The organism is Microbacterium sp. LBN7, assembly GCF_045690345.1.
Lineage (GTDB): Bacteria > Actinomycetota > Actinomycetes > Actinomycetales > Microbacteriaceae > Microbacterium.
Window position 1 is genome coordinate 293,592 of sequence record NZ_CP147856.1, and the last position, 19,277, is coordinate 312,868.

Here is a 19,277-nt window from a genome sequence, read left to right on the forward strand (position 1 = left end):
TCTCAGAACAGCCGGCTCAGACGAGGAAGATCGGCAGAAGTCCGGGGTTGTGCGCGTGCACGAGGACGGCGAAGACGACAGCGTCGAAGAGCAGGTGCACCGTCACGACATAGGCGAGAGAGTGCGTCCGCAGGAAGATGAAGCCCTGCAGCAGAGCGAACGGGATCGTGAGCAGCGGACCCCACTCGCGGTAGCCGAGCTCCCAGAGGAACGACACGAACACGATCGCCTGCAGCACGTTCGCGACCACGTCGGGGAAGTGCCGGCGCAGCAGGGCGAACACCGTGCAGATGAAGAAGAGCTCGTCCCAGATGCCGACGGCGCCGACGCCGACGAACAGTCGCACGATCAGCTCGGGCGTGTCGACGACCGGCCAGTTCTGATAGACGCCGCTGGTGATGAAGTAGAACGGCAGGATCAGCCACCCGAGCACCAGCACCGCGACGAGCCAGCCCCACTGGAGGCGGCCCCAGCGCTTGCGGGTGCGCCAGGGGAAGCTGATGGCACGGTCGCGGTAGACGAACCGGGAGATCACGTAGGGCACCACGACCGCCCCGCCCAGAGCGAGCGTGAACCGGAGCATCGCCATGTCGTCGAGCTCGGCGGCGAGCGGGATCACGCTGACGATCAGCATGCCCACGGCGATGAGCGACAGGTCCCTGGTCAGCGAGGGATCGGATGCTGTCACCTTCCCGCGCTCGAGAGCCCAGGCGGCACCGACGCCCAGCGCCAGCAGCACCCAGCCGAGCCACGGGATCTCCAGGACGAAGAACGCGGGCGCCGCGGCGCAGACGAGGAGCGCGGGCGCGATGCCGCGTCCGAGCGCGGTGTCGCCCCGCACGACGGTCACGCGCGGTCCCGCCGCCGATACACGAGATCGCGGATGTCGCGTCCCTTCGCGATGCCCTTGCGCTCGAACGCCGTCATGACCCGACCGTCGAAGCGCTCGGCCCACTCGCCGTCGAACGCGCGCTCGAACAGCGGCTCCGCATCGAGCACCTCGCGCATCTGCTGGGCGTAGTCCTCCCAGTCGGTGGCGAGTCTCAGGAGTCCGCCGTCGCGCAGCGCCCGCGCCGCGTTGTCGGCGAATCCTGGGCGCACCAGGCGCCGCTTGGTGTGCTTCTTCTTGTGCCACGGGTCGGGGAAGAAGATCCACACCTCCCGGGCCGCGGCCTCCGGGAGGAACGAGGCCAGCACCTCTGGCGCGTTGGCCTCGACGACGCGGAGGTTGCGAGCGCCCTCCCGATCGGCGTCGAGCATCGTGCGGGCGAGGCCGGCGCGGAAGACCTCCACGGCGAGGAAGTCGTCTGCAGGGCGCGACGAGGCCGCCGCAACGATCGCGTGGCCCTGCCCCGAGCCGATCTCGACGTACAGGTCGGCGGCGCGACCGTATTCCTCAGCGGGATCCAGGCGCGCCTCCGGGTGCACCGACGTCCAGGCCACGTCCCGCGGGACGTCGAGCAGATAGTGCGGGGCCAGGTCGGAGAAGGCGCGGTCCTGCGCCTCCGACATGCGGCCGCTGCGGCGTACGAAGGACACCGGCTCGTCACGGAAGGTGCGGGGTTCGGGCATGATTCCAGGGTAGTCGGCGGAGACGCTCACTCCGCGGGCGCGGTCACGAAGTCGATGAGCTCTTCGACGCGCCCCAGCAGCGCCGGCTCGAGGTCCCGGTAGGTCGTCACCTTCGAGAGGATGTGCTGCCACGCGCGCCCGGTGTCGGCCTGGGTCTCGTACGGCCAGCCGAACGCGCGGCAGATGCCGGTCTTCCAGTCGGTGCCGCGAGGGATCTCCGGCCACTTCGCGATGCCGAGGGCGCGCGGAGTCACGCACTGCCACACGTCGACGAACGGATGCCCGACGATGCGCAGGTGGCGGCCGTGCGGACCGCGCGCCACGGCATCCGCGATGCGGGACTCCTTCGATCCGGGAACGAGGTGGTCGACGAGCACTCCGTAGCGGCGGCTCGCGCTCGGCGGTTCCGCGGCCAGCAGATCGTCGAGCAGGTCGACGCCCTGCAGGAACTCGACGACGACGCCCTCGACGCGGAGGTCCGCGCCCCACACCTTCTCGACGAGCTCTGCGTCGTGCTTGCCCTCGACGAGGATGCGGCTGGGCAGCGCGACGCGTGCGCGCTGATCGGCGACGACGAAGGATCCGGATGCCGTGCGCCGCGGACCCTGCTCCGACGCTGCGGGAACGACGAGTCGCACGGGAGCGCCGTCGATCAGGAACCCACCGCCGAGCGGGAACAGCCGCTTTCGACCGAGGCGGTCCTCGAGCTCCACGTTGCCGCCCTGCACACGGGTCACGGCGCCGCAGTAGCCGTCGTCCGCGACCTCGACCACGAGGTCGATCTCGGCCGGCACCTGCGGCACCTTCTTCGCCCCGCGCTCGCGCCAGCCCGCCGAGAGCACATCCGATCCGTACCGGTCATCCATGCCTTCCAGCGTATGTGTCTCCGCTGATGGCGAACGGAGATCGGGCAAGGGATGCTGTCGCGTGTCGGCCTCTGTGCATAGACTCGTGCCATGGGGCTCGGCTGCCGGTCGGAGGGAAAAGCATGACGAAACGGTGGCTCACGCTGGCCGCGTTGACCGTGGCCGCCGTCGCAGGGGCGTTCTCCGCCTCCGCGGCATCCGCCACCGATCCGCTCACGCTCGACTCCGGGTACGTCACCGACGACGCCGGGGTGCTGAGCTCCGCGCAAGAGGATGCCGTCGAGGCCCGTCTGACGGAATTGAGCGCGAACTCGAACGCCGACCTCTTCGTCGTCCTGGTCGACGACTTCTCCTCCCCCTCTGACAACGCCGAGTGGGCGGACACGGTCGCGCAGAACAACAACCTCGGCTCCGAGCAGTATCTGCTCGCGATCGCCGTCGAGGGCCGCAGCTACTACATCTCCGCCGCACCCGACGGCCCGCTGAGCGACAGCAAGCTCGACGACGTCGAGAACAAGATGGTGCCGCTCGCCGCGCAGAACGACTGGGTCGGGGCGATCACGCTCGCGGCCGACGAGATCCAGGGCGACGGCGGCGCGGGCGCTCTGCGCGTGGCGCTGATCATCGGCGCCGTCGTGGCGGCCGGCCTGCTCCTGTGGCTCGTCATCGCGCTCGTCCGCCGCTCGCGACGCGACGCCGAGGTGCGGCGGCGCGGCGCGATGCCCGAGACGCCCGACCCGAACGATCCGTTCTCCACACTCACCGACGAGCAGGTCGAGACGCAGGCAGGGGTCGCCCTCGTGCAGGCCGACGATGCGATCACCTCGAGCAAGGAGGAGCTCGGATTCGCCGTCGCGCAGTTCGGCGAGGGCGCCACGGCCGAGTTCACGCATGCCGTCGAGGCGGCGAAGGCGAAGATGTCCGAGGCCTTCGACCTCAAGCAGAAGCTCGACGACGAGATCGAGGACACGATCCAGGACCACCGGGCCTGGCACATCCGCATCATCCAGCTCGCCGACGAGATCGGCGACGTCCTGGAGGAGAACACCGAGGCCTTCGACGAGCTGCGCAAGCTCGAGCAGAACGCCCCTCAGGAGCTCGAGCGGGTTCGCGGCGAGCGGGCGGCCCTGGCACCCGTTCTCGCATCGGCCGCTCCCGCCCTGGCGGCGCTGTCGGCCTCGTACGATCCCGCAGCGCTCAGCACCGTGTCGGACAATCCCGCTCACGCGCAGGAGCGCGCCACTCTCGCGGATCGCTCGATCGAGGCCGCAGGCCAGGCGATCGCGGCCGGTCGATCCGGCGAAGCAGCGTTCGCGATCCGCACCGCCGAGCAGTCGGTCGCGCAGTCGGCGCAGCTCGCACAGGCCATCACGGCGCTCGGGCAGGAGCTCGCGACGATCGAGACCCAAGCGCAGGCGCTGATCGTCGAACTGCAGGGCGATCTCGCCGCAGCCCAGCAGCTTCCGGATGCCGGCGGCACGATCGCCGCGGCCGCATCCGCGACGGCCCAGCAGGTGCAGCTGGCGCAGACGCAGCTGGCCGGCGCGGGCCGCAACCCGCAGGCCGCGTTCGCGACGCTCACGGCTGCGAACGCGCAGATCGACGCCGCCCTCGCGCAGGGTCGGGAGACCGCAGAACGCGCCCGTCGGGTGCAGCAGGTCCTCGACCAGACCCTGACTCAGGCGAACTCCGAGATCCGCGCGACGCGCGAGTACATCGAGACCCGCCGCGGCACGGTGGGCTCCACCGCGCGCACCCGCCTCGCCTCTGCCGAGGCCAGCCTGACCCAGGCGCAGAATCTGCGGGCGACGGATGCCGAGGCGGCACTGGCCGAGGCGAACCGCGCGGTCGAGCTGGTGCGCCAGGCGACCTACGCCGCTCAGTCCGACGTGCAGTCCTACAACTCCCCCTCCGCCGCGGACGACGGATGGGGAGGCGGGCTGTTCGGCGGCTCCGGCTCGTCGTCCGGCGGCTCGGGAATCGGTGGCGACATCCTCGGCGGCATCATCGGCGGACTCCTCTCCGGTGGTGGAGGCGGCGGAAGCTCCTCCCGCAGCAGCAGCTGGCGCTCCGGAGGGGGCGGCGGCTACCGCAGCTCCGGTTTCGGAGGAGGCTCCCGCAGCAGCTCGCGGAGCAGTTCCCGCAGCAGCAGCAGCGGCCGCAGCGGTCGATCCGGAGGTAGGCGCTTCTGATCCGCACATCGACAGGTACCCCAGGCTCACGACTCCGTCCCTCTGAAAGGAATCACGCATGACCAAGCAGTCCATCTTCGGACGTATCTCGACCCTCGTCCGCGCGAACATCAACTCGCTCCTCGACTCTGCCGAAGACCCGCAGAAGATGATCGATCAGCTCGTTCGCGACTACACGAACAGCATCGCCGACGCCGAGTCCGCGATCGCCGAGACCATCGGCAACCTGCGCCTGCTCGAGCGCGATCACGAAGAAGACGTCCAGGCGGCCACCGAGTGGGGCAACAAGGCTCTCGCCGCCAGCCGCAAGGCCGACGAGATGCGCACGACCGGCAACGCCGCGGACGCCGACAAGTTCGACAACCTCGCGAAGATCGCGCTGCAGCGCCAGATCAGCGCCGAGCGCGAGGCGACCGGCGCCGAGCCGCAGATCGCCGCGCAGACCGAGATCGTCGACAAGCTCAAGAGCGGCCTCAACGGCATGAAGGACAAGCTCGGCGAGCTGAAGAATAAGCGCAGCGAGCTGCTCGCCCGTGCCAAGGTCGCCGAGGCGCAGACCAAGGTGCAGGACGCCGTCGGTTCGATCAACGTCCTCGACCCCACCAGCGAGCTCGGGCGCTTCGAAGACAAGGTCCGCCGCCAGGAGGCCATCGCCCAGGGCAAGATCGAGCTTGCGGCCTCCAGCCTCGACGCGCAGTTCGAGAGCCTGGAAGACCTCGGCGAGCTGACCGAGGTCGAGGCGCGCCTCGCCGAGCTCAAGGCCGGCGGCACCGCGCCGCGCCAGGCCATCGAAGGCTCCTGACACACCCCGCCGATGCCCCGGACACCATTCGTCCGGGGCATCGGCGCTTTCTCCCCCGGAGGCAACCCATGGTGCGATTCCTCGTCGTCCCGCAGTGGCAGGGCTCGCCCGCACCGCGCGCGATGCTCCTCGTCGACGGCGCCTCCGCGATCGCCGGCGACCTTCCGCGCGCGGCGACGACCCTGCTCGATGTGCCCGTCGAAGCCGGAGAGTCACTCGGCACCGGCGTCCGTCGCCTGAGCGCGCTGCTGCGCACTCGCGAACTGGTGCGCGAGCATCTGCAGGAGGGCACCGTCATCATCGGCGGCGACTGCAGCGTCACCGTCGCGGCCCTCGCGGCGCTGCCGGGCGGAACGGATGACCTCGCGGTGGTGTGGTGCGATGCGCACGGCGACCTCCACACGCCGGAGACCTCGCCGTCCGGAGCCTTCTCCGGCATGGCCCTGCGCGCCGTGCTCGGGCAGGGAGAGGAGCAGGTCGTGCTCTCCCCCGGCATCCCGCGCGATCGCATCGTCACGGTCGGCATGCGCGACGTCGATGACGCGGAGGTCGACCAGCTCGACACGCTCACACAGCTCTCCGTCGACGACCTCGCGCGCACCGATGCGCTGGCCGAGGCCGTCAGCGCGACGGGAGCGGCCCGCGTCTGGGTGCACATCGACGTCGACGTGCTCGATCCCTCGGATCTCGCCGGAGTCTCCTCCGCCGCTCCCTTCGGCGTCTCTCCCGCAGTCCTCGGCGCGGCGATCCGTCGGCTGCGGGAACAGGTTCCGCTCGCGGGCGCCACCATCTCCGGTTTCGCGCCTCGCTCCCCGGCGGATGCGGTCGACGATCTGGGCGCCCTTCTGCGCCTGGTCGGGGCTGTCGCGTGAGCGCGGACTGGAGGCCGACGGCGGAGGCGGCGCTCGCCCGCGGGCGACGATTCGATCGTCGCATCCCCTCGTTCCTGCTGCGTTCGCCGATCAGCCGCGTCGGCTACTGGTGGGGCACGGGAGTCGGCTGGCTCTGGGGCTCGCTGTGGAGCACGGGCCCGGTCGAGCGCCGCGCGGGTCTCTGGATCTTCCAGGGCATGCCGAGATGGACATTCAACCGGGGCGGAGTGTGCGTCGGCGGATGCTTCCTCACCGGTGACACGCGTCCGACGGACGCGGTGCTGCGTCACGAGGCGGTGCACAAGGAGCAGTGGCTGCGCTACGGCTTCCTGATGCCGCTGCTGTACCTGTTCGCGGGACGCGACCCGCTGCGCAACCGCTTCGAGATCGAGGCGGGCCTGGAGGACGGCAACTACGTGCGCCGCGCGCGCTGACGGATCAGCGGTCGGCGGGCAGCAGTCCGAAGCGCTCGGGAGCGTGGATGAGCGCGGGCTCGATGTCGAGCGTGTGCGTCAGGTGATCCACGATGTCCGCCGTGCCGAGGTAGCCCCCGAGAAGCGTGACGTGCGTCTGGATCTCGTCGTCGCACATCATCTCGTCGGCCCATGCGCAGGTGGCGCGAGCGAGGGCCTGTCCTGGTGCGCACGAGCGCCCTGAGCCCGGTGCGCCGGACCGCTGTCCGCGAGCGAGCCACGTGACGGTCATGCGTCCGGGAGCCTCGACCACGCCGATGTCGGACGCGTCGGGGACCTCGATGAAGATGCGGCCGGATGCGCACAGGGGAAGAGTGCCCAGGAACATCTCGAGGTCGGCGAGCGAGTGCTCGTCAGCGGTCACCAGGTGGTGCGCACGGCGTCGCGCTTCGCGGCGCTGGGCACGCGTGCTGCGGAGCTCGAGGGAGGTGTTCATGGTGTCTCCATCGTACACCAAGTGAAGGCTTGCCTAACCTTCCTCGACGAGTGCCTTCTTCAGAGCTGCCAGCTCGGCATCCGTCATCCCGTTCGCACGCAGATAACCGGCTGCCGAACCCCAGCGCTCGTCGACCTGCTCCAGCAGCGCACGCATCACGGGCGCCGGCGACTGCGTCGCAAGGGCGACGGCGTGCACCGCCTCGGGATGCTGCGACCGGAGGTAGTCCGCGATGCGCTGCGAACGCTGCGCCGGCAGCTGCGACTCCGTGAGCGCGTAGTCGGCGATCACAGCCTCGCGATCAGCGCCGACGGCGGACAGCGCGAGCGCGACGGTCACGCCCGTTCGGTCCTTGCCCACAGTGCAGTGCACGAGCGTCGGCTTGCCCTCGGCGATGATCCGGATGGCGTCGACCAGACGCTCCCCGCTCTCCTCGAGCAGGTGCAGGTAGAGGTCGTCGAGGCTCGTGTCCGCCTCGAAGAACGAGCGCACCGACCCGAGGAACAGCGGAAGGTGCGTGGTCTCCGGGCCCTCGATCTCGGTCGGCTCCGCCGCGACCTCTTCGCCGTCGCGCAGATCGACGATGTGCTGGATGCTGCTCTGCAGCGCGGTCGCACCGCGGGGCGTCGCACCCGACAGCTGCCCGGATCGCAGCAGCACGCCCGAGCGGATCCGTCCGCCCTCCGCGGGGATGCCGCCGACGTCGCGGACGTTGTTGACGCCGTCGATGTCGAGGATCGTCATGCCTGCGCCTGCGGAGCACGAGGCGGCACCGGGTAGCGTCCGGCGATGACGATGCGGTTGAAGGCGTTGATGGAGACGCATGCCCAGCTCAGTGCCGCGTACTCCTTCTCGGTGAACACGCTCCCCACCAGGTCGTAGACCTCGTCAGACACACCGTCGTCGGCGATGAAGGTGAACGCCTCGGCGAGCTCGAGCGCTGCGCGCTCCCGGTCGCTGAACACGCCGCTCTCACGCCAGACCGGGATCTGGGTGATCGTGTCGGTGTCGAGACCGGCCTTGAGCGCCCGATCGACGTGGAGTCGGGCGCAGTAGCTGCATCCGTTCAGCTGCGAGCAGTGGATCATGACGATCTCCTTGAGTCGATCGTCGATGCCGTTGGCGGCGCAGATGTCGCCGACCGTCCTCGCGAACGCGTCGAGCGCCTGATACGCCGCCGGCTCGGTCTTGGAAAGGTGCACGCGCGTCTCGCTCATGTCTCCATGATATTCGTCGCGCGAACAGGGCGCCCTCGGTCATCGACAGGCGGTGAAATGCGAAATGCTCAGCACCAAGAAGGATGACTAGTGAATATGTCCGTAGATGTCCGCATATTGCTTGTCATATCGCTCCGCAATTTCCTGCCGCCGAATCCGAGGAGCAGAATATGGACGTGGCGATCGACATCACCGAGTTCAGCTATCTTCCCGCACAGGCCGAAGCCCTGGGCGTCCCTCTCCCCCCGGTCGAGCGCGTGACGCTCCCCCTCCCCGGTGGTCGCACAGTGAGCGCGCTGCGCTTCGGGATCGAGGCACCACGGGTCACGCTTCTGCACGGCGCCGGGCTGAACGCGCACACCTGGGACACCACCTCGCTCGCCCTGCAGCAGCCGCTGCTCGCGATCGACCTGGCCGGCCACGGAGACTCCTCCTGGCGGACCGACGCCGACTACACTCCGCGCACGCTCGCCGTCGACGTCGCCGCTGCCCTCGATGCCTGGACCGCACAGCCCCAGCTCGTCGTCGGGCAGTCTCTCGGCGGGCTCACCGGCGCGGCCCTCGCCGCGGCTCGACCGGACCTCGTGTCGGAGCTCGTCGTGGTCGACATCACCCCGGGCATCGACGTCAGCGCCGGGCCCGCTGCGCTGCGCGCCTTCTACGAAGGGCCCACTGACTTCGCCACTCGCGCTGAGCTCGTCGACAAGGCGATGTCCCTCGGCTTCGGGGGCACCCGACCGGAGACCGAGCGCGGCGTCTTCCTCAACACCCGCGTGCGGCCGGACGGGCGCATCGAGTGGAAGCACCACTTCGCACATCTCGCTGCTCGAGCGCTCGCTGCCCACGATCCGGGATCGGCCGTCGCCCCCTCCGCGCTGCACGAGACCGGCTGGGACGACCTGGCGGCCGTACGCGCCCCGATCACGCTGGTGCGCGCCACCCGCGGCTTCGTCAGCGAGGCGGATACCGCGGAGCTGCAGCGCCGCATCCCCGAGGCGCGCGTGGTCGTCGTCGACGCCACCCACAACGTGCAGGAGACGGCGCCGACGTCGCTCGCCGACCTCGTCGCCTCCGCCGCAGCCGGCACCTCCCCCGGCACCGGTTTGTGACGATTCGTTCCGCATCCGCCCCGCATCCCTCCCGCCATCCCTAGGCTCGATCCAACGGCACACAGCAACTGCCGCACCGAGAGGAAACGCCTCATGTTCCGACGCACCCGACGTCTCGCGCTGATCTCCGCCCTCGCGGCGACCGCCGTCATCCTCAGCGCCTGCTCCGGCACCCCCGCGGAGACCCCGTCCTCGTCTCCCGGGAAGCCCGACCCCGACGCGACCCTGCACGTGGGACTCGTGCTCGAGCCGACCAACCTCGACATCCGGCACACCAGCGGCGCCGCCATCGAGCAGATCCTCATCGACAACATCTACGAGGGTCTCGTGACGCGCACGCAGGACAACGAGATCGAGGGCCGGATCGCCTCCGACTACGAGGTGTCCGCCGACGGGCTCACCTACACGTTCACTCTGAACGACGGTGTCGCCTTCCACGACGGCACCCCGCTCACATCCGCCGACGTCGTCGCCTCCTACGAGACCGTGCGCACCGACGCGACCGTGCAGGGCAACGCGGAGTTCGCCTCGGTGGCCTCGATCACCGCGCCGGACGCCACGACCATCGAGATCGTGCTCTCCGCGCCGAACCAGAACTTCCTGTTCGCCCTCACCGGGCCCGCGGGACTGATCTTCAAGTCCGGTGACACGACGGACCTGAAGACGGCAGAGAACGGCACGGGTCCGTTCACTCTCACACGCTGGAACAAGGGCAGCACGATCACCTTCGCGCGCAACGAGGCCTACTGGGGCGAGGCGGCCGGTGTCGCCGAGGTGGAGTTCCAGTACATCCCCGACTTCACGGCCGGTGTGAACGCCGCACTCGCCGGCGACGTCGACGTGCTGACGGCGGTGGACCCGAACCTCGCGTCGCAGCTCGAGGACTCCGGGGACTTCACGCTCACCAAGGGCCGCACCACCGACAAGGCGACGCTGGCCTTCAACAACAAGAAGGCGCCGCTCGACGACGTGCGCGTGCGCGAAGCCCTGCGTCTGGCCATCGACCATGAGGCCCTGATCGAGGCCGTCGGAGCCGGCACCACCCTGTACGGACCGATCCCGGAGCTCGACCCCGGTTACGAGGACCTCTCCGACGTCATCTCGTACGACCCGGAGAAGGCCAAGGAGCTCCTCGCCGAAGCCGGCCAGGAAGACCTCGAGCTCACCCTCACCATCCCGAGCTTCTACGGGACGACCGTGCCGAAGGTCCTGATCTCGGACTTCGCGAAGGTCGGTGTGACCCTCGAGGTCGATTCCGTGGAGTTCCCCGCCTGGCTCGAGGACGTCTACACCAACCATGACTACGACCTGAGCTTCGTGCTGCACGTCGAGCCGCGGGACTTCGGCAACTTCGCGAATCCGGACTACTACTTCGGCTACGACAACGCCGAGGTCCAGGGGCTCTACGAGCAGGCGCAGGCCGAGGTGGATCCCGACAAGTCCGCCGAGCTCCTCGCGCAGGCCGCCCGCATCGTGTCCGAGGACCACGCCGCGGACTGGCTGTACAACGGCGAGACCGTCACCGCAGTGAGCCCGATCGTGGCCGGCTTCCCCGAGGACTCGATCAACTCGCGCATCAACCTCGCGGGCGTCACCGTCTCCGCCGAGAAGTAGGAGCGGTCGGCCCTCCGTGCTCCGCTACGCGCTCGTCCGAGGAGCCCTGCTCGTCGCAGGGCTCCTCGTGTCGAGCGTGCTCATCTTCCTGACGCTGCGGGTCTTCCCCGGCGACGTCGCGCAGCTGATCGCCGGGACGCAGGCCTCCCCCGCCGAGGTCGACGCCCTGCGCGAATCGCTCGGACTCGATCGCCCGCTCCTCGCGCAGTACACCGACTGGATCGGCGGCATCTTCCGGGGGGATCTCGGCACCTCGCTGCTCTCCGGTGCCTCCGTCGGTGAAGAGCTGTTCCTCAAGTCGCAGGTCACCGTCCCGCTCGGGATCATGTCACTGCTGATCGCTATCCTGATCGCCGTGCCCTTCGGGATCGTCGCGGCGCTCCTCCGCGGCCGTCGCGGCGGCACGGCGCTCAGCGTCGGTGCCCAGACGCTCGCGGCCGTCCCCGTCGTCTGGGCGGGCATGATGCTGATCGTGGTCTTCTCGGTCTGGCTCGGCTGGCTGCCGCCGCAGGGGTTCCCGCGCACCGGCTGGTCGACGCCGGGAAAGGCCATCGAAGCTCTGCTGCTCCCTGCGCTCACGATCGGGATCGTCGAGGGCGCGATGCTCATGCGCTTCGTCCGCAGCGCCACGCTGCAGGCGGCCGGCCAGGACTTCGTCCGCACCGCCGCCGCGAAGGGTCTGACGCGCACCAGGGCGCTGATCCAACACGGCATCCCTGCGGTGGGTCTGTCGATCATCACGGTCCTGGGACTCCAGGTGGCCGGGATCATCGTGGGATCGGTCGTGATCGAGCAGCTGTTCACGCTGCCCGGCATCGGACGGATGCTCGTGGCCGACGTCGGCACCCGCGACCTGATCAAGGTGCAGAGCGAACTGCTCGTGCTCACCGGATTCGTGCTCGTGGTCGGCTTCCTCGTCGATCTGCTGCACCGCGCGATCGACCCCCGACAGCGGGAGGCCGCATGATCCCCCGCTGGCTGACGAGGCTCTGGGCGACGGCGACCGGTCGCTTCGGGCTCATCGTCGTGGCGCTGATCGCCGTCACCGCGCTCGTGTCGTCGTTCTGGACGCCGTTCGATCCGCAGTCGTCGAACATCGGCGACCGCTGGCTGCCGCCCAGCTGGCCGCACCTGCTCGGCACCGACGACACCGGTCGCGACATCCTCAGCCTGATCATGGCCGGGGCACGGACGGCCGTGTTCGTCAGCGTCGGCGCCGGCGTGGTGGCGACCGTCATCGGCATCTCCCTCGCAGCGCTCGGAGCCCTCACCACGCGCTGGGTGCGAGAGACCGTCGCCGTGTTCGTCGACATCCTCATCGCGTTCCCCGTGCTGCTGATCGCCATGATGATCTCCTCCGTCTGGGGCGGATCGCTGTGGGTCGTCATCTGGGCGGTCGGGATCGGCTTCGGCGTCAACATCGCCCGTGTCACCCGTCCGGAGCTGAGGCGGGTGCAGCAGAGCGACTTCGTGCTCGCCGCCCGCGCATCCGGACTCACCCCCGCGCAGAGCCTCGCCCGGCACCTGCTTCCGAACGTCGCACCGGTGTTCATCGTGCAGCTCTCCTGGTCGATGGCCGTCGCCGTCCTCGCCGAGGCAGGGCTGTCGTACCTCGGCTTCGGCGCATCGGTGGTCGAGCCGAGCTGGGGCATCCTGCTGGCCGACCTCCAGCGGTACATCGGCGTCCATCCGCTCTCCGTGATCTGGCCGGGCCTGACCATCACCGTCACGGTCCTCGCCCTGAATCTGCTCGGCGACGGGCTGCGCGAGGCGACGGACCCGACTCTGCGCCACCGTGCGGCGGAGCTGCACACCCCGGCGGTGGTCGCATGACGCTCGCCGTGCAGGACCTGGTCATCGACATCGAGGGACGTCGGGTGGTCGACGGCGTCTCCTTCGACGTGCCGGACGGCTCGCGCCTCGGGCTGATCGGCGAATCCGGCTCCGGCAAGTCGCTCACCGCCCTCGCCGTGCTCGGACTCCTCCCCGAGGGGGCCACCGCGAGCGGCAGCATCCGCTGGAACGGCACCGAGCTGATCGGCATGCCGGATCGCGAGCTCGCGAAGCTGCGCGGCGACGACATCGGCATCGTCTTCCAAGAGCCCCGGACCGCGCTCAACCCGATCCGGACCGTCGGACGACAGATCGCGGAGTCCATCCGGATCCACGAGGGGCTCGGCCGCCGCGAGGCCCGAGACCGCGCGATCGCCGAGGCGGAACGCGTTCGCCTGCCCGATCCGGCGTCGATCGTGGACCGCTACCCGCACCAGCTCTCGGGCGGCCAGCGGCAGCGCGTGGCGATCGCCATGGCCCTCGCCTGCCGTCCGCGACTGCTGATCGCCGACGAGCCGACCACGGCGCTCGACGTCACGATCCAGTCCGAGATCCTCTCGCTGCTGCTGTCGCTCGTCGCCGAGGAGGGCATGTCGCTCGTCTTCATCACGCATGATCTCGCCGTGCTCGCGCAGGTGGCGACGGAGGGCGTCGTCCTGGAGCACGGACGCGTGATCGAGGCGGCACCCGTGTCCACCCTCCTGACCGCGCCGACATCTCCCGTCACCCGGGCTCTGCTCCGTGACGCGACCGCCACGCTCTGGCGACCGGAAGGCGGCGCGTCATGAGCCTGATCGAAGCGCGGGATCTGAGCCGGGACTTCGTCGTCCCGAAGCACTCATCCTTCGAGCGCACGCGTCGGCAGACCGCACTCGCGCCCACCGATCTCGACGTCGTCGAAGGATCGTCGATGGGGATCATCGGCGAGTCCGGCTCCGGCAAGTCCACGCTCGTCCGCCTCCTGCTGGGGCTCGATCGTCCGACGACCGGGACCGTGAGCGTGGACGGGCGCGCCGTGGACGCCACGGCCTCCGCGAAGTCCCTGCACTGGCTGCGCCGCGAGACAGGGCTGGTGTTCCAGGACCCGTACGCGTCGCTGGACCCGCGGATGTCGGCGGGGCAGATCGTGCGCGAACCGCTGTGGGCGCTCGGGATCGAGGGCGACCACCGGGCGAGGGTCCGCGAGGTCCTGGAGCAGGTCGGGCTGGAACCGGAGATGGCCGACCGCTATCCCCACGAGTTCTCCGGCGGGCAGCGCCAGCGGATCGCACTCGCCAGAGCCATCGTGCACCGTCCGCGCATCCTCGTCGGAGACGAGCCGCTGTCCGCTCTCGATGTCACGGTGCGCGCGCAGATCCTCGAGCTGCTGATCGAGCTGCGACGAACGACCGCCCTCACCCTGCTGCTCGTCTCGCACGACATCGGGGTCGTGCAGAACCTGTGCGACGCGGTCGTCGTGATGAAGGACGGCCACATCGTCGAGCGCGGCTCCACGAAGGACGTGCTCCTGCACCCGCAGGCGGCCTACACGAAGAAGCTGCTGTCGGCGATCCCGGTGATCCCCGGCTCCTGACCCGGCCTCAGCGACCACCGAAGAGGCTCCCCCGCCGCCGCCCCACGGGCTTGAGCACACGTCGCATGTACACGGTCCCGAGGTCGCGCCCGAACTTGTAGCCCACGCGTCCCATCCGCCCGGCCTCGACGAAGCCCAGCTTGGCGTGCAGACGGATCGAAGCCTCGGCTCCGCTGTCGCTGATGACCGCGACCATCTCCCGCAGTCCGATCTGCTCGCAGGCGTCGATGAGCGCTTGCAGCAGGGCCGCACCGAGCCCCTTGCCGCCGGCACCCGGCCCGAGGTAGATCGAGTCCTCGACCGTGTAGCGGTAGGCGTTCTTGCCCGCCCAGGGCTGCGCGAGCGCGTAGCCGATCACCTCGCCCCGCGATGAGACCGCGACGAGGAACGGCAGCTTCAACCGCTCGAGGAGCGCGAACTTGTCCCGCCAGTACGGGATGCTGCTGCGGCGCTCGTCGAGCGTCACTGCGGAGTTGCTGACGAAGTGGTTGTAGATCTCCCGGATATGGGCGAGGTCGTTGGCGCGTGCAGGACGGATGACGTATGAGAACACCTCCGGTGCCGCCTCCGGGCGCAGATGGCGCGGCAGGACACGACGACGGTCTCCCGGCTCGAACTGCATGGGTTCAGCTTAGGGAGGAAGGCGCGTCGCCCTCCACTCTCCAGTCCACCGGATCGGCGCCGAGTTCCTCGAGGAGTGCGTTCGCCCGGGAGAACGGCCGGGAGCCGAAGAAGCCGCGGCTGGCGGAGAGCGGCGAGGGGTGCGCCGACGCGATGACCGGCGTCTCGCCGAGCAGCGGCTGCAGGTTCGCGGCATCCCTCCCCCACAGGATCGCGACGAGCGGCTGGTCGCGGGCCACGAGGGTCCGGATCGCGAGTTCGGTGACGACCTCCCAGCCCCAGCCGCGGTGAGACGCCGCCGCACCCGGCTGCACGGTGAGGACGCGATTGAGCAGCAGCACGCCCTGGTCGCTCCACGCCGTCAGATCGCCGTGCGGCGCCGGTGGGATGCCGAGATCGCTCTCGCGCTCCTTGTAGATGTTCGCCAGGCTGCGCGGGAGCGGGCGCACCTCGCGGTCGACGGCGAAGGACAGACCGATCGGATGCCCGGGCGTCGGATACGGGTCCTGACCGGTGATGAGGACCCGCACCTCCGACAGCGGCCGCTGGAAGGCGCGAAGCACGTTCTCCCCGGCAGGAAGATAGCCGTGACCGGCTGCCTGCTCGGCACGGAGACGCTCCCCCAGGGCGGTGATCTGCTCCTGCGCCGGCGCGAGCGCCTCGGCCCAGCCCGGATCGATCTGCCCGTCGGCGGCGAGCTCGGCGAGGGTACGGGCCATCGTCAGTCGATGGATCGCACGCGCAGCGGGCCGCGGGCGAGAAGGTGCTGGGCCGACTGGGCGACCGGACGCATCGTGATCTGGTCGAGGTTGACGTGCGCCGGCGACTCCAGCGCGTAGGCGATGACGTCGGCGACGTCCTCTGCGAGGAGCGGCGCCTCGACGCCGGAGTACACGGCTTCGGCCGCCACCGTGTCGCCGCCGAGACGGTTCAGCGTGAACTCCTCGGTGTGCACCATGCCGGGAGCGACCTCGACGACGCGGACCGGCTCTCCGTTGAGCTCCTGACGGAGCACCTTGACGAGCATCGACTCCGCCGCCTTGGCGGCGTTGTATCCCGCCCCTCCGGCGTAGGCCGTCTGCGCGGCCGTCGACGTGATGAACACGGTGTCGGCGTGCCCGTCCGCTGTCGCCGCGCGGCGCAGGAGCGGGAGGAGCCCTGCCACCAGACGCTGCGTCGCCAGCACGTTGGCGTCGAACATCCACTGCCAGTCGTCGATCGACGCGTCCTCCACGCGATCCGTTCCGCGCGCTCCGCCCGCGACCTGCACGAGGGCGTGCACGGGCCCGGACTTCTCGAGCTCGGCCACGAGCGCGTCGACCGCTGCGGCGTCGGTGAGGTCGCAGGCGATGGCCGAGGCCCCAGTCTCCTCGGCGAGCGCGGTCAGCCGGTCCTCCCGTCGGGCGACGCCGACGACATCCCATCCGCGGGCGCGGAGCTCGCGCACCGTCGCCGCGCCGATCCCGGAGCTCGCACCTGTCACCACTGCACGTCTGATCACCATGCCTCCACCGTACGATGTTCCCGCGCGATTTCGCGGTCCGGCACTGTTACGTCACATTTCCCGTCCCTTGTTGACACGAGCCGATGTTCCGTACTCTCGCTGCAACGGCATCCGCCATCCGACCTTCACACGTTCCAGGGGGAACACATGACCGCACCCGAGTCCTGGCGCTTCGAGACCAAGCAGATCCACTCGGGTGCCGCACCCGATCCGGTCACGAAGGCCCGCGCCACGCCGATCTACCAGACGACGTCATACGTGTTCGACAGCGCGGACCACGCCGCGAACCTCTTCGCCCTCGCGGAGTTCGGCAACATCTACACCCGCATCCAGAACCCCACGCAGGACGTGCTCGAGCAGCGCCTCGCCGCGCTCGAGGGCGGCACCGGCGCCCTGGTCCTGTCCAGCGGTCAGGCGGCCTCCACGTTCGCCGTGCTCAACATCGCCGAGGCGGGCGACCACTTCGTCGCCTCGAGCTCGATCTACGGCGGAACGTACAACCTCTTCAAGTACACCCTCGCGAAGCTCGGCATCGAGGTCACCTTCGTCGAGAACCAGGACGACCCCGAGGAATGGCGCCGCGCGGTCCGCCCGAACACGAAGCTGTTCTTCGCCGAGACCATCGGCAACCCGCAGATCAACATCCTCGACATCCGCACGGTGGCCGACGTCGCGCACGAGAACGGCGTCCCTCTGATCGTCGACAACACGATCGCCACGCCGTACCTGATCCGCCCGTTCGAGTTCGGCGCCGACATCGTCGTGCACTCGGTCACGAAGTTCCTCGGCGGCCACGGCACGACCATCGGCGGCGTCATCATCGACGGCGGCACGTTCGAGTGGTCGAAGAACGTCGAGAAGTTCCCGGGTCTCACGGTTCCGGACCCCTCGTACCACGGCGCGAGCTACACCGCCGCGGTCGGCGACCCGCTCGCGTACATCATCAAGGCGCGCGTACAGCTGCTGCGCGACCTCGGATCGGCCATCGCCCCGCAGAGCGCCTGGAACCTCATCCAGGGCGTCGAGACGCTGTCGCTGCGCATCGAGCGCCACGTGCAGAACGCACAGGAGATCGCCGAGTGGCTCGACAGCCGCGATGACGTCGCGACCGTCAACTACTCCGGACTGCCCTCTTCGCCGTGGTACGCCAAGGCGAACGAGTACGCCCCCAAGGGTGTCGGCGCCGTGCTGTCCTTCGAGCTCAAGGGCGGTGTCGAGGCCGGCCGCGAGTTCGTCAACAGCCTGTCGCTGTTCAGCCACCTCGCCAACATCGGCGATGTGCGCTCGCTCGTGATCCACCCGGCATCGACCACCCACGCCCAGCTCACGCCCGAGCAGCAGCTCACGGCCGGCGTCACTCCTGGCCTCGTGCGTCTCTCGGTGGGCATCGAGAACGTCGACGACCTCAAGGCCGACCTCGAAGAGGCTCTCGCCGCGGCTCGCCGCGTGTCGGAGGCCGCTCGCGCCTGATCCGCACACCGCACGACACGAAGATGCCCCGAGCCCCTGCTCGGGGCATCTTCGTGTCGGCAGGCCTCCACACGGCGAGTGCACAGCACGGCCGCGCCAGAATGGGAGGTCTGCCCGAGGAGCGCACGATCGACACCACATCCGTCCGACCGACCACGCCGAGACCGTCCTCTCGGCGCTCCCGCGCGCGCACGCGACGGCTCATCGCGGTGGCCGGGCTGATCCTGCTGGTCGCGGTGATCTGCGTCTGGGTGCCCGGACTGATCGGCACGGCCGCGGCCGCCGCCCTGCCGTGGACCGGTGTCGCGCTCGCGATCGTGGCGGTCATCGCGCTGTTCCTCGCGCGTCGCGTGCTCCTCCTGCTGCTGGTCCCCGCTCTCGTCTGGGCAGTCGCGATCCTCCCCTCGCTCCCTGGTCCGGGCACCGGCCCGGCGACGGATGCCACGCCGCTGACCGTCGTCAGCCAGAACGTACGCGCGCATTCCGGCGGCGCCGCCGCGTCAGCCGACGATCTCGCGGCCCTCGACGCCGACGTGATCGCCCTCACCGAACTCGACGGGGACAGCCTGACCGCGGCGAGCGCGGCGCTGGCCGAGGAGTACCCGCACTCGTACGCGATCGGGACGGTGGGTGTGTGGAGCCGCTTCCCGATCGACGACGCGGTGCCGCTGACGCTCGGACTCGACTGGAAGCGCGCACTCCGCGTCTCGGTGCGCACTCCGGATGCCGACGTCGCCGTGTACGTCCTGCATGCGGCATCGGTGCGCCCGGGACAGCAGCACGATCGCGACATTATGCTGGAGGGCATCGCCCAGGCCGTCGCCGACGACGAGGCCGGCTCGATCATCGTCGTCGGAGACTTCAACGCCGCGTCGGCGGATCCGGCCCTGAGCGCGGTCCGCTCCCGGCTCGACTGGGTCCGACCGACCGACGGCACCCTCGGCATGACCTGGCCGGCCGCCCTGCCCCTCGTCCGCATCGACCACGTCTTCGTGCGGGGCCTCGACGTGCACAGCTCCACGACACGACGCGCCGGGAACAGCGATCATCTCGCGACCGTGACGAGCGTCAGCGTCGGGATCCGGGACGCGGACTCCGCCCCGGGACCGTAACGTTCGACGCA

Annotated in this window: 21 protein-coding genes; 12 read left to right on the plus strand and 9 right to left on the minus strand. The window is 69.8% G+C overall.

Annotation, left to right across the window (positions count from 1 at the left end):
* Window positions 1–16: 16 nt before the first annotated feature.
* The 3 genes from LBN7_RS01465 to LBN7_RS01475 are packed head-to-tail and all read right to left on the minus strand — an operon-like array spanning window position 17 to window position 2,438.
* Window positions 17–850, minus strand: coding sequence for a CPBP family intramembrane glutamic endopeptidase (locus LBN7_RS01465; RefSeq protein WP_341945712.1), 834 nt, complete (start codon window positions 848–850; stop codon window positions 17–19).
* On the minus strand, window positions 847–1,572 hold the full coding sequence (gene trmB / locus LBN7_RS01470) for a tRNA (guanosine(46)-N7)-methyltransferase TrmB (RefSeq protein ID WP_341945713.1): 726 nt from the start codon (window positions 1,570–1,572) through the stop codon (window positions 847–849). Before trmB ends, LBN7_RS01465 begins: the two co-directional genes overlap by 4 nt.
* A 26-nt stretch (window positions 1,573–1,598) precedes the next feature.
* Window positions 1,599–2,438, minus strand: coding sequence for a DUF3097 domain-containing protein (locus tag LBN7_RS01475; protein WP_341945714.1), 840 nt, complete (start codon window positions 2,436–2,438; stop codon window positions 1,599–1,601).
* A 122-nt stretch (window positions 2,439–2,560) separates the two neighbouring features.
* Between LBN7_RS01475 and LBN7_RS01480 the strand changes: the two genes are divergently transcribed.
* The 4 genes from LBN7_RS01480 (at window position 2,561) to LBN7_RS01495 (ending at window position 6,738) form a co-directional block, all read left to right on the plus strand.
* The gene (locus tag LBN7_RS01480; protein ID WP_341945715.1) at window positions 2,561–4,630 is read left to right on the plus strand and encodes a TPM domain-containing protein; all 2,070 of its coding nucleotides are present in this window, start codon (window positions 2,561–2,563) and stop codon (window positions 4,628–4,630) included.
* Between the two features lie 58 nt (window positions 4,631–4,688).
* Entirely contained in the window at window positions 4,689–5,432 is a 744-nt protein-coding gene (locus tag LBN7_RS01485) for a PspA/IM30 family protein (RefSeq protein WP_116635302.1), read from the plus strand.
* Window positions 5,433–5,500: 68 nt separating this feature from the next.
* Window positions 5,501–6,304 (plus strand): arginase family protein, encoded by an 804-nt coding sequence (locus LBN7_RS01490; protein ID WP_407360752.1) that lies wholly within the window; start codon window positions 5,501–5,503, stop codon window positions 6,302–6,304.
* Entirely contained in the window at window positions 6,301–6,738 is a 438-nt protein-coding gene (locus tag LBN7_RS01495; RefSeq protein WP_407360753.1) for a Fe-S oxidoreductase, read from the plus strand. Before LBN7_RS01490 ends, LBN7_RS01495 begins: the two co-directional genes overlap by 4 nt.
* A 4-nt stretch (window positions 6,739–6,742) precedes the next feature.
* On the opposite strand, the gene LBN7_RS01500 is transcribed toward LBN7_RS01495, so the two are convergent.
* From LBN7_RS01500 to LBN7_RS01510, 3 genes are read right to left on the minus strand one after another with little or no spacing between them, the layout of a single operon-like run.
* Window positions 6,743–7,213, minus strand: coding sequence for an SIP domain-containing protein (locus LBN7_RS01500; protein WP_407360754.1), 471 nt, complete (start codon window positions 7,211–7,213; stop codon window positions 6,743–6,745).
* Between the two features lie 33 nt (window positions 7,214–7,246).
* Window positions 7,247–7,957, minus strand: a complete 711-nt coding sequence (locus LBN7_RS01505; RefSeq protein ID WP_116635306.1) for a tyrosine-protein phosphatase — start codon at window positions 7,955–7,957, stop codon at window positions 7,247–7,249.
* Window positions 7,954–8,430 (minus strand): carboxymuconolactone decarboxylase family protein, encoded by a 477-nt coding sequence (locus LBN7_RS01510; protein ID WP_407360755.1) that lies wholly within the window; start codon window positions 8,428–8,430, stop codon window positions 7,954–7,956. Before LBN7_RS01510 ends, LBN7_RS01505 begins: the two co-directional genes overlap by 4 nt.
* Before the next feature lie 170 nt (window positions 8,431–8,600).
* Between LBN7_RS01510 and LBN7_RS01515 the strand changes: the two genes are divergently transcribed.
* From LBN7_RS01515 to LBN7_RS01540, 6 genes are all read left to right on the plus strand, one after another.
* Window positions 8,601–9,539: an alpha/beta fold hydrolase gene (locus tag LBN7_RS01515; RefSeq protein WP_407360756.1), complete on the plus strand. Its 939-nt coding sequence runs from the start codon at window positions 8,601–8,603 to the stop codon at window positions 9,537–9,539.
* A gap of 93 nt (window positions 9,540–9,632) precedes the next feature.
* Entirely contained in the window at window positions 9,633–11,153 is a 1,521-nt protein-coding gene (locus LBN7_RS01520; RefSeq protein WP_341945720.1) for an ABC transporter substrate-binding protein, read from the plus strand.
* A gap of 16 nt (window positions 11,154–11,169) precedes the next feature.
* Complete coding sequence (locus tag LBN7_RS01525) at window positions 11,170–12,120, plus strand: ABC transporter permease (protein WP_407360757.1); 951 nt, start codon at window positions 11,170–11,172, stop codon at window positions 12,118–12,120.
* A complete protein-coding gene (locus LBN7_RS01530) occupies window positions 12,117–12,986 on the plus strand; it encodes an ABC transporter permease (RefSeq protein ID WP_341945722.1) in 870 nt (289 codons plus the stop codon). The genes LBN7_RS01525 and LBN7_RS01530 overlap by 4 nt, the downstream gene beginning before the upstream one ends.
* Window positions 12,983–13,774: an ATP-binding cassette domain-containing protein gene (locus LBN7_RS01535; protein ID WP_407360758.1), complete on the plus strand. Its 792-nt coding sequence runs from the start codon at window positions 12,983–12,985 to the stop codon at window positions 13,772–13,774. The genes LBN7_RS01530 and LBN7_RS01535 overlap by 4 nt, the downstream gene beginning before the upstream one ends.
* The gene (locus LBN7_RS01540) at window positions 13,771–14,559 is read left to right on the plus strand and encodes an ABC transporter ATP-binding protein (RefSeq protein WP_407360759.1); all 789 of its coding nucleotides are present in this window, start codon (window positions 13,771–13,773) and stop codon (window positions 14,557–14,559) included. Before LBN7_RS01535 ends, LBN7_RS01540 begins: the two co-directional genes overlap by 4 nt.
* A gap of 7 nt (window positions 14,560–14,566) precedes the next feature.
* On the opposite strand, the gene LBN7_RS01545 is transcribed toward LBN7_RS01540, so the two are convergent.
* From LBN7_RS01545 to LBN7_RS01555, 3 genes are read right to left on the minus strand one after another with little or no spacing between them, the layout of a single operon-like run.
* Window positions 14,567–15,181, minus strand: a complete 615-nt coding sequence (locus LBN7_RS01545; protein WP_341945725.1) for an N-acetyltransferase family protein — start codon at window positions 15,179–15,181, stop codon at window positions 14,567–14,569.
* 4 nt (window positions 15,182–15,185) lie between these two features.
* The gene (locus tag LBN7_RS01550) at window positions 15,186–15,899 is read right to left on the minus strand and encodes a uracil-DNA glycosylase (protein WP_407360760.1); all 714 of its coding nucleotides are present in this window, start codon (window positions 15,897–15,899) and stop codon (window positions 15,186–15,188) included.
* 2 nt (window positions 15,900–15,901) lie between these two features.
* Window positions 15,902–16,684, minus strand: coding sequence for an SDR family oxidoreductase (locus tag LBN7_RS01555; RefSeq protein ID WP_407360761.1), 783 nt, complete (start codon window positions 16,682–16,684; stop codon window positions 15,902–15,904).
* Between the two features lie 147 nt (window positions 16,685–16,831).
* Here LBN7_RS01555 and LBN7_RS01560 point away from each other — a divergent pair, with 147 nt between their 5' ends.
* Both LBN7_RS01560 and LBN7_RS01565 read left to right on the plus strand, forming a co-directional pair.
* Window positions 16,832–18,154, plus strand: coding sequence for a bifunctional o-acetylhomoserine/o-acetylserine sulfhydrylase (locus LBN7_RS01560; protein ID WP_116635316.1), 1,323 nt, complete (start codon window positions 16,832–16,834; stop codon window positions 18,152–18,154).
* A gap of 101 nt (window positions 18,155–18,255) precedes the next feature.
* Window positions 18,256–19,266 (plus strand): endonuclease/exonuclease/phosphatase family protein, encoded by a 1,011-nt coding sequence (locus LBN7_RS01565; protein WP_407360762.1) that lies wholly within the window; start codon window positions 18,256–18,258, stop codon window positions 19,264–19,266.
* The last annotated feature ends 11 nt before the right edge of the window (window positions 19,267–19,277 follow it).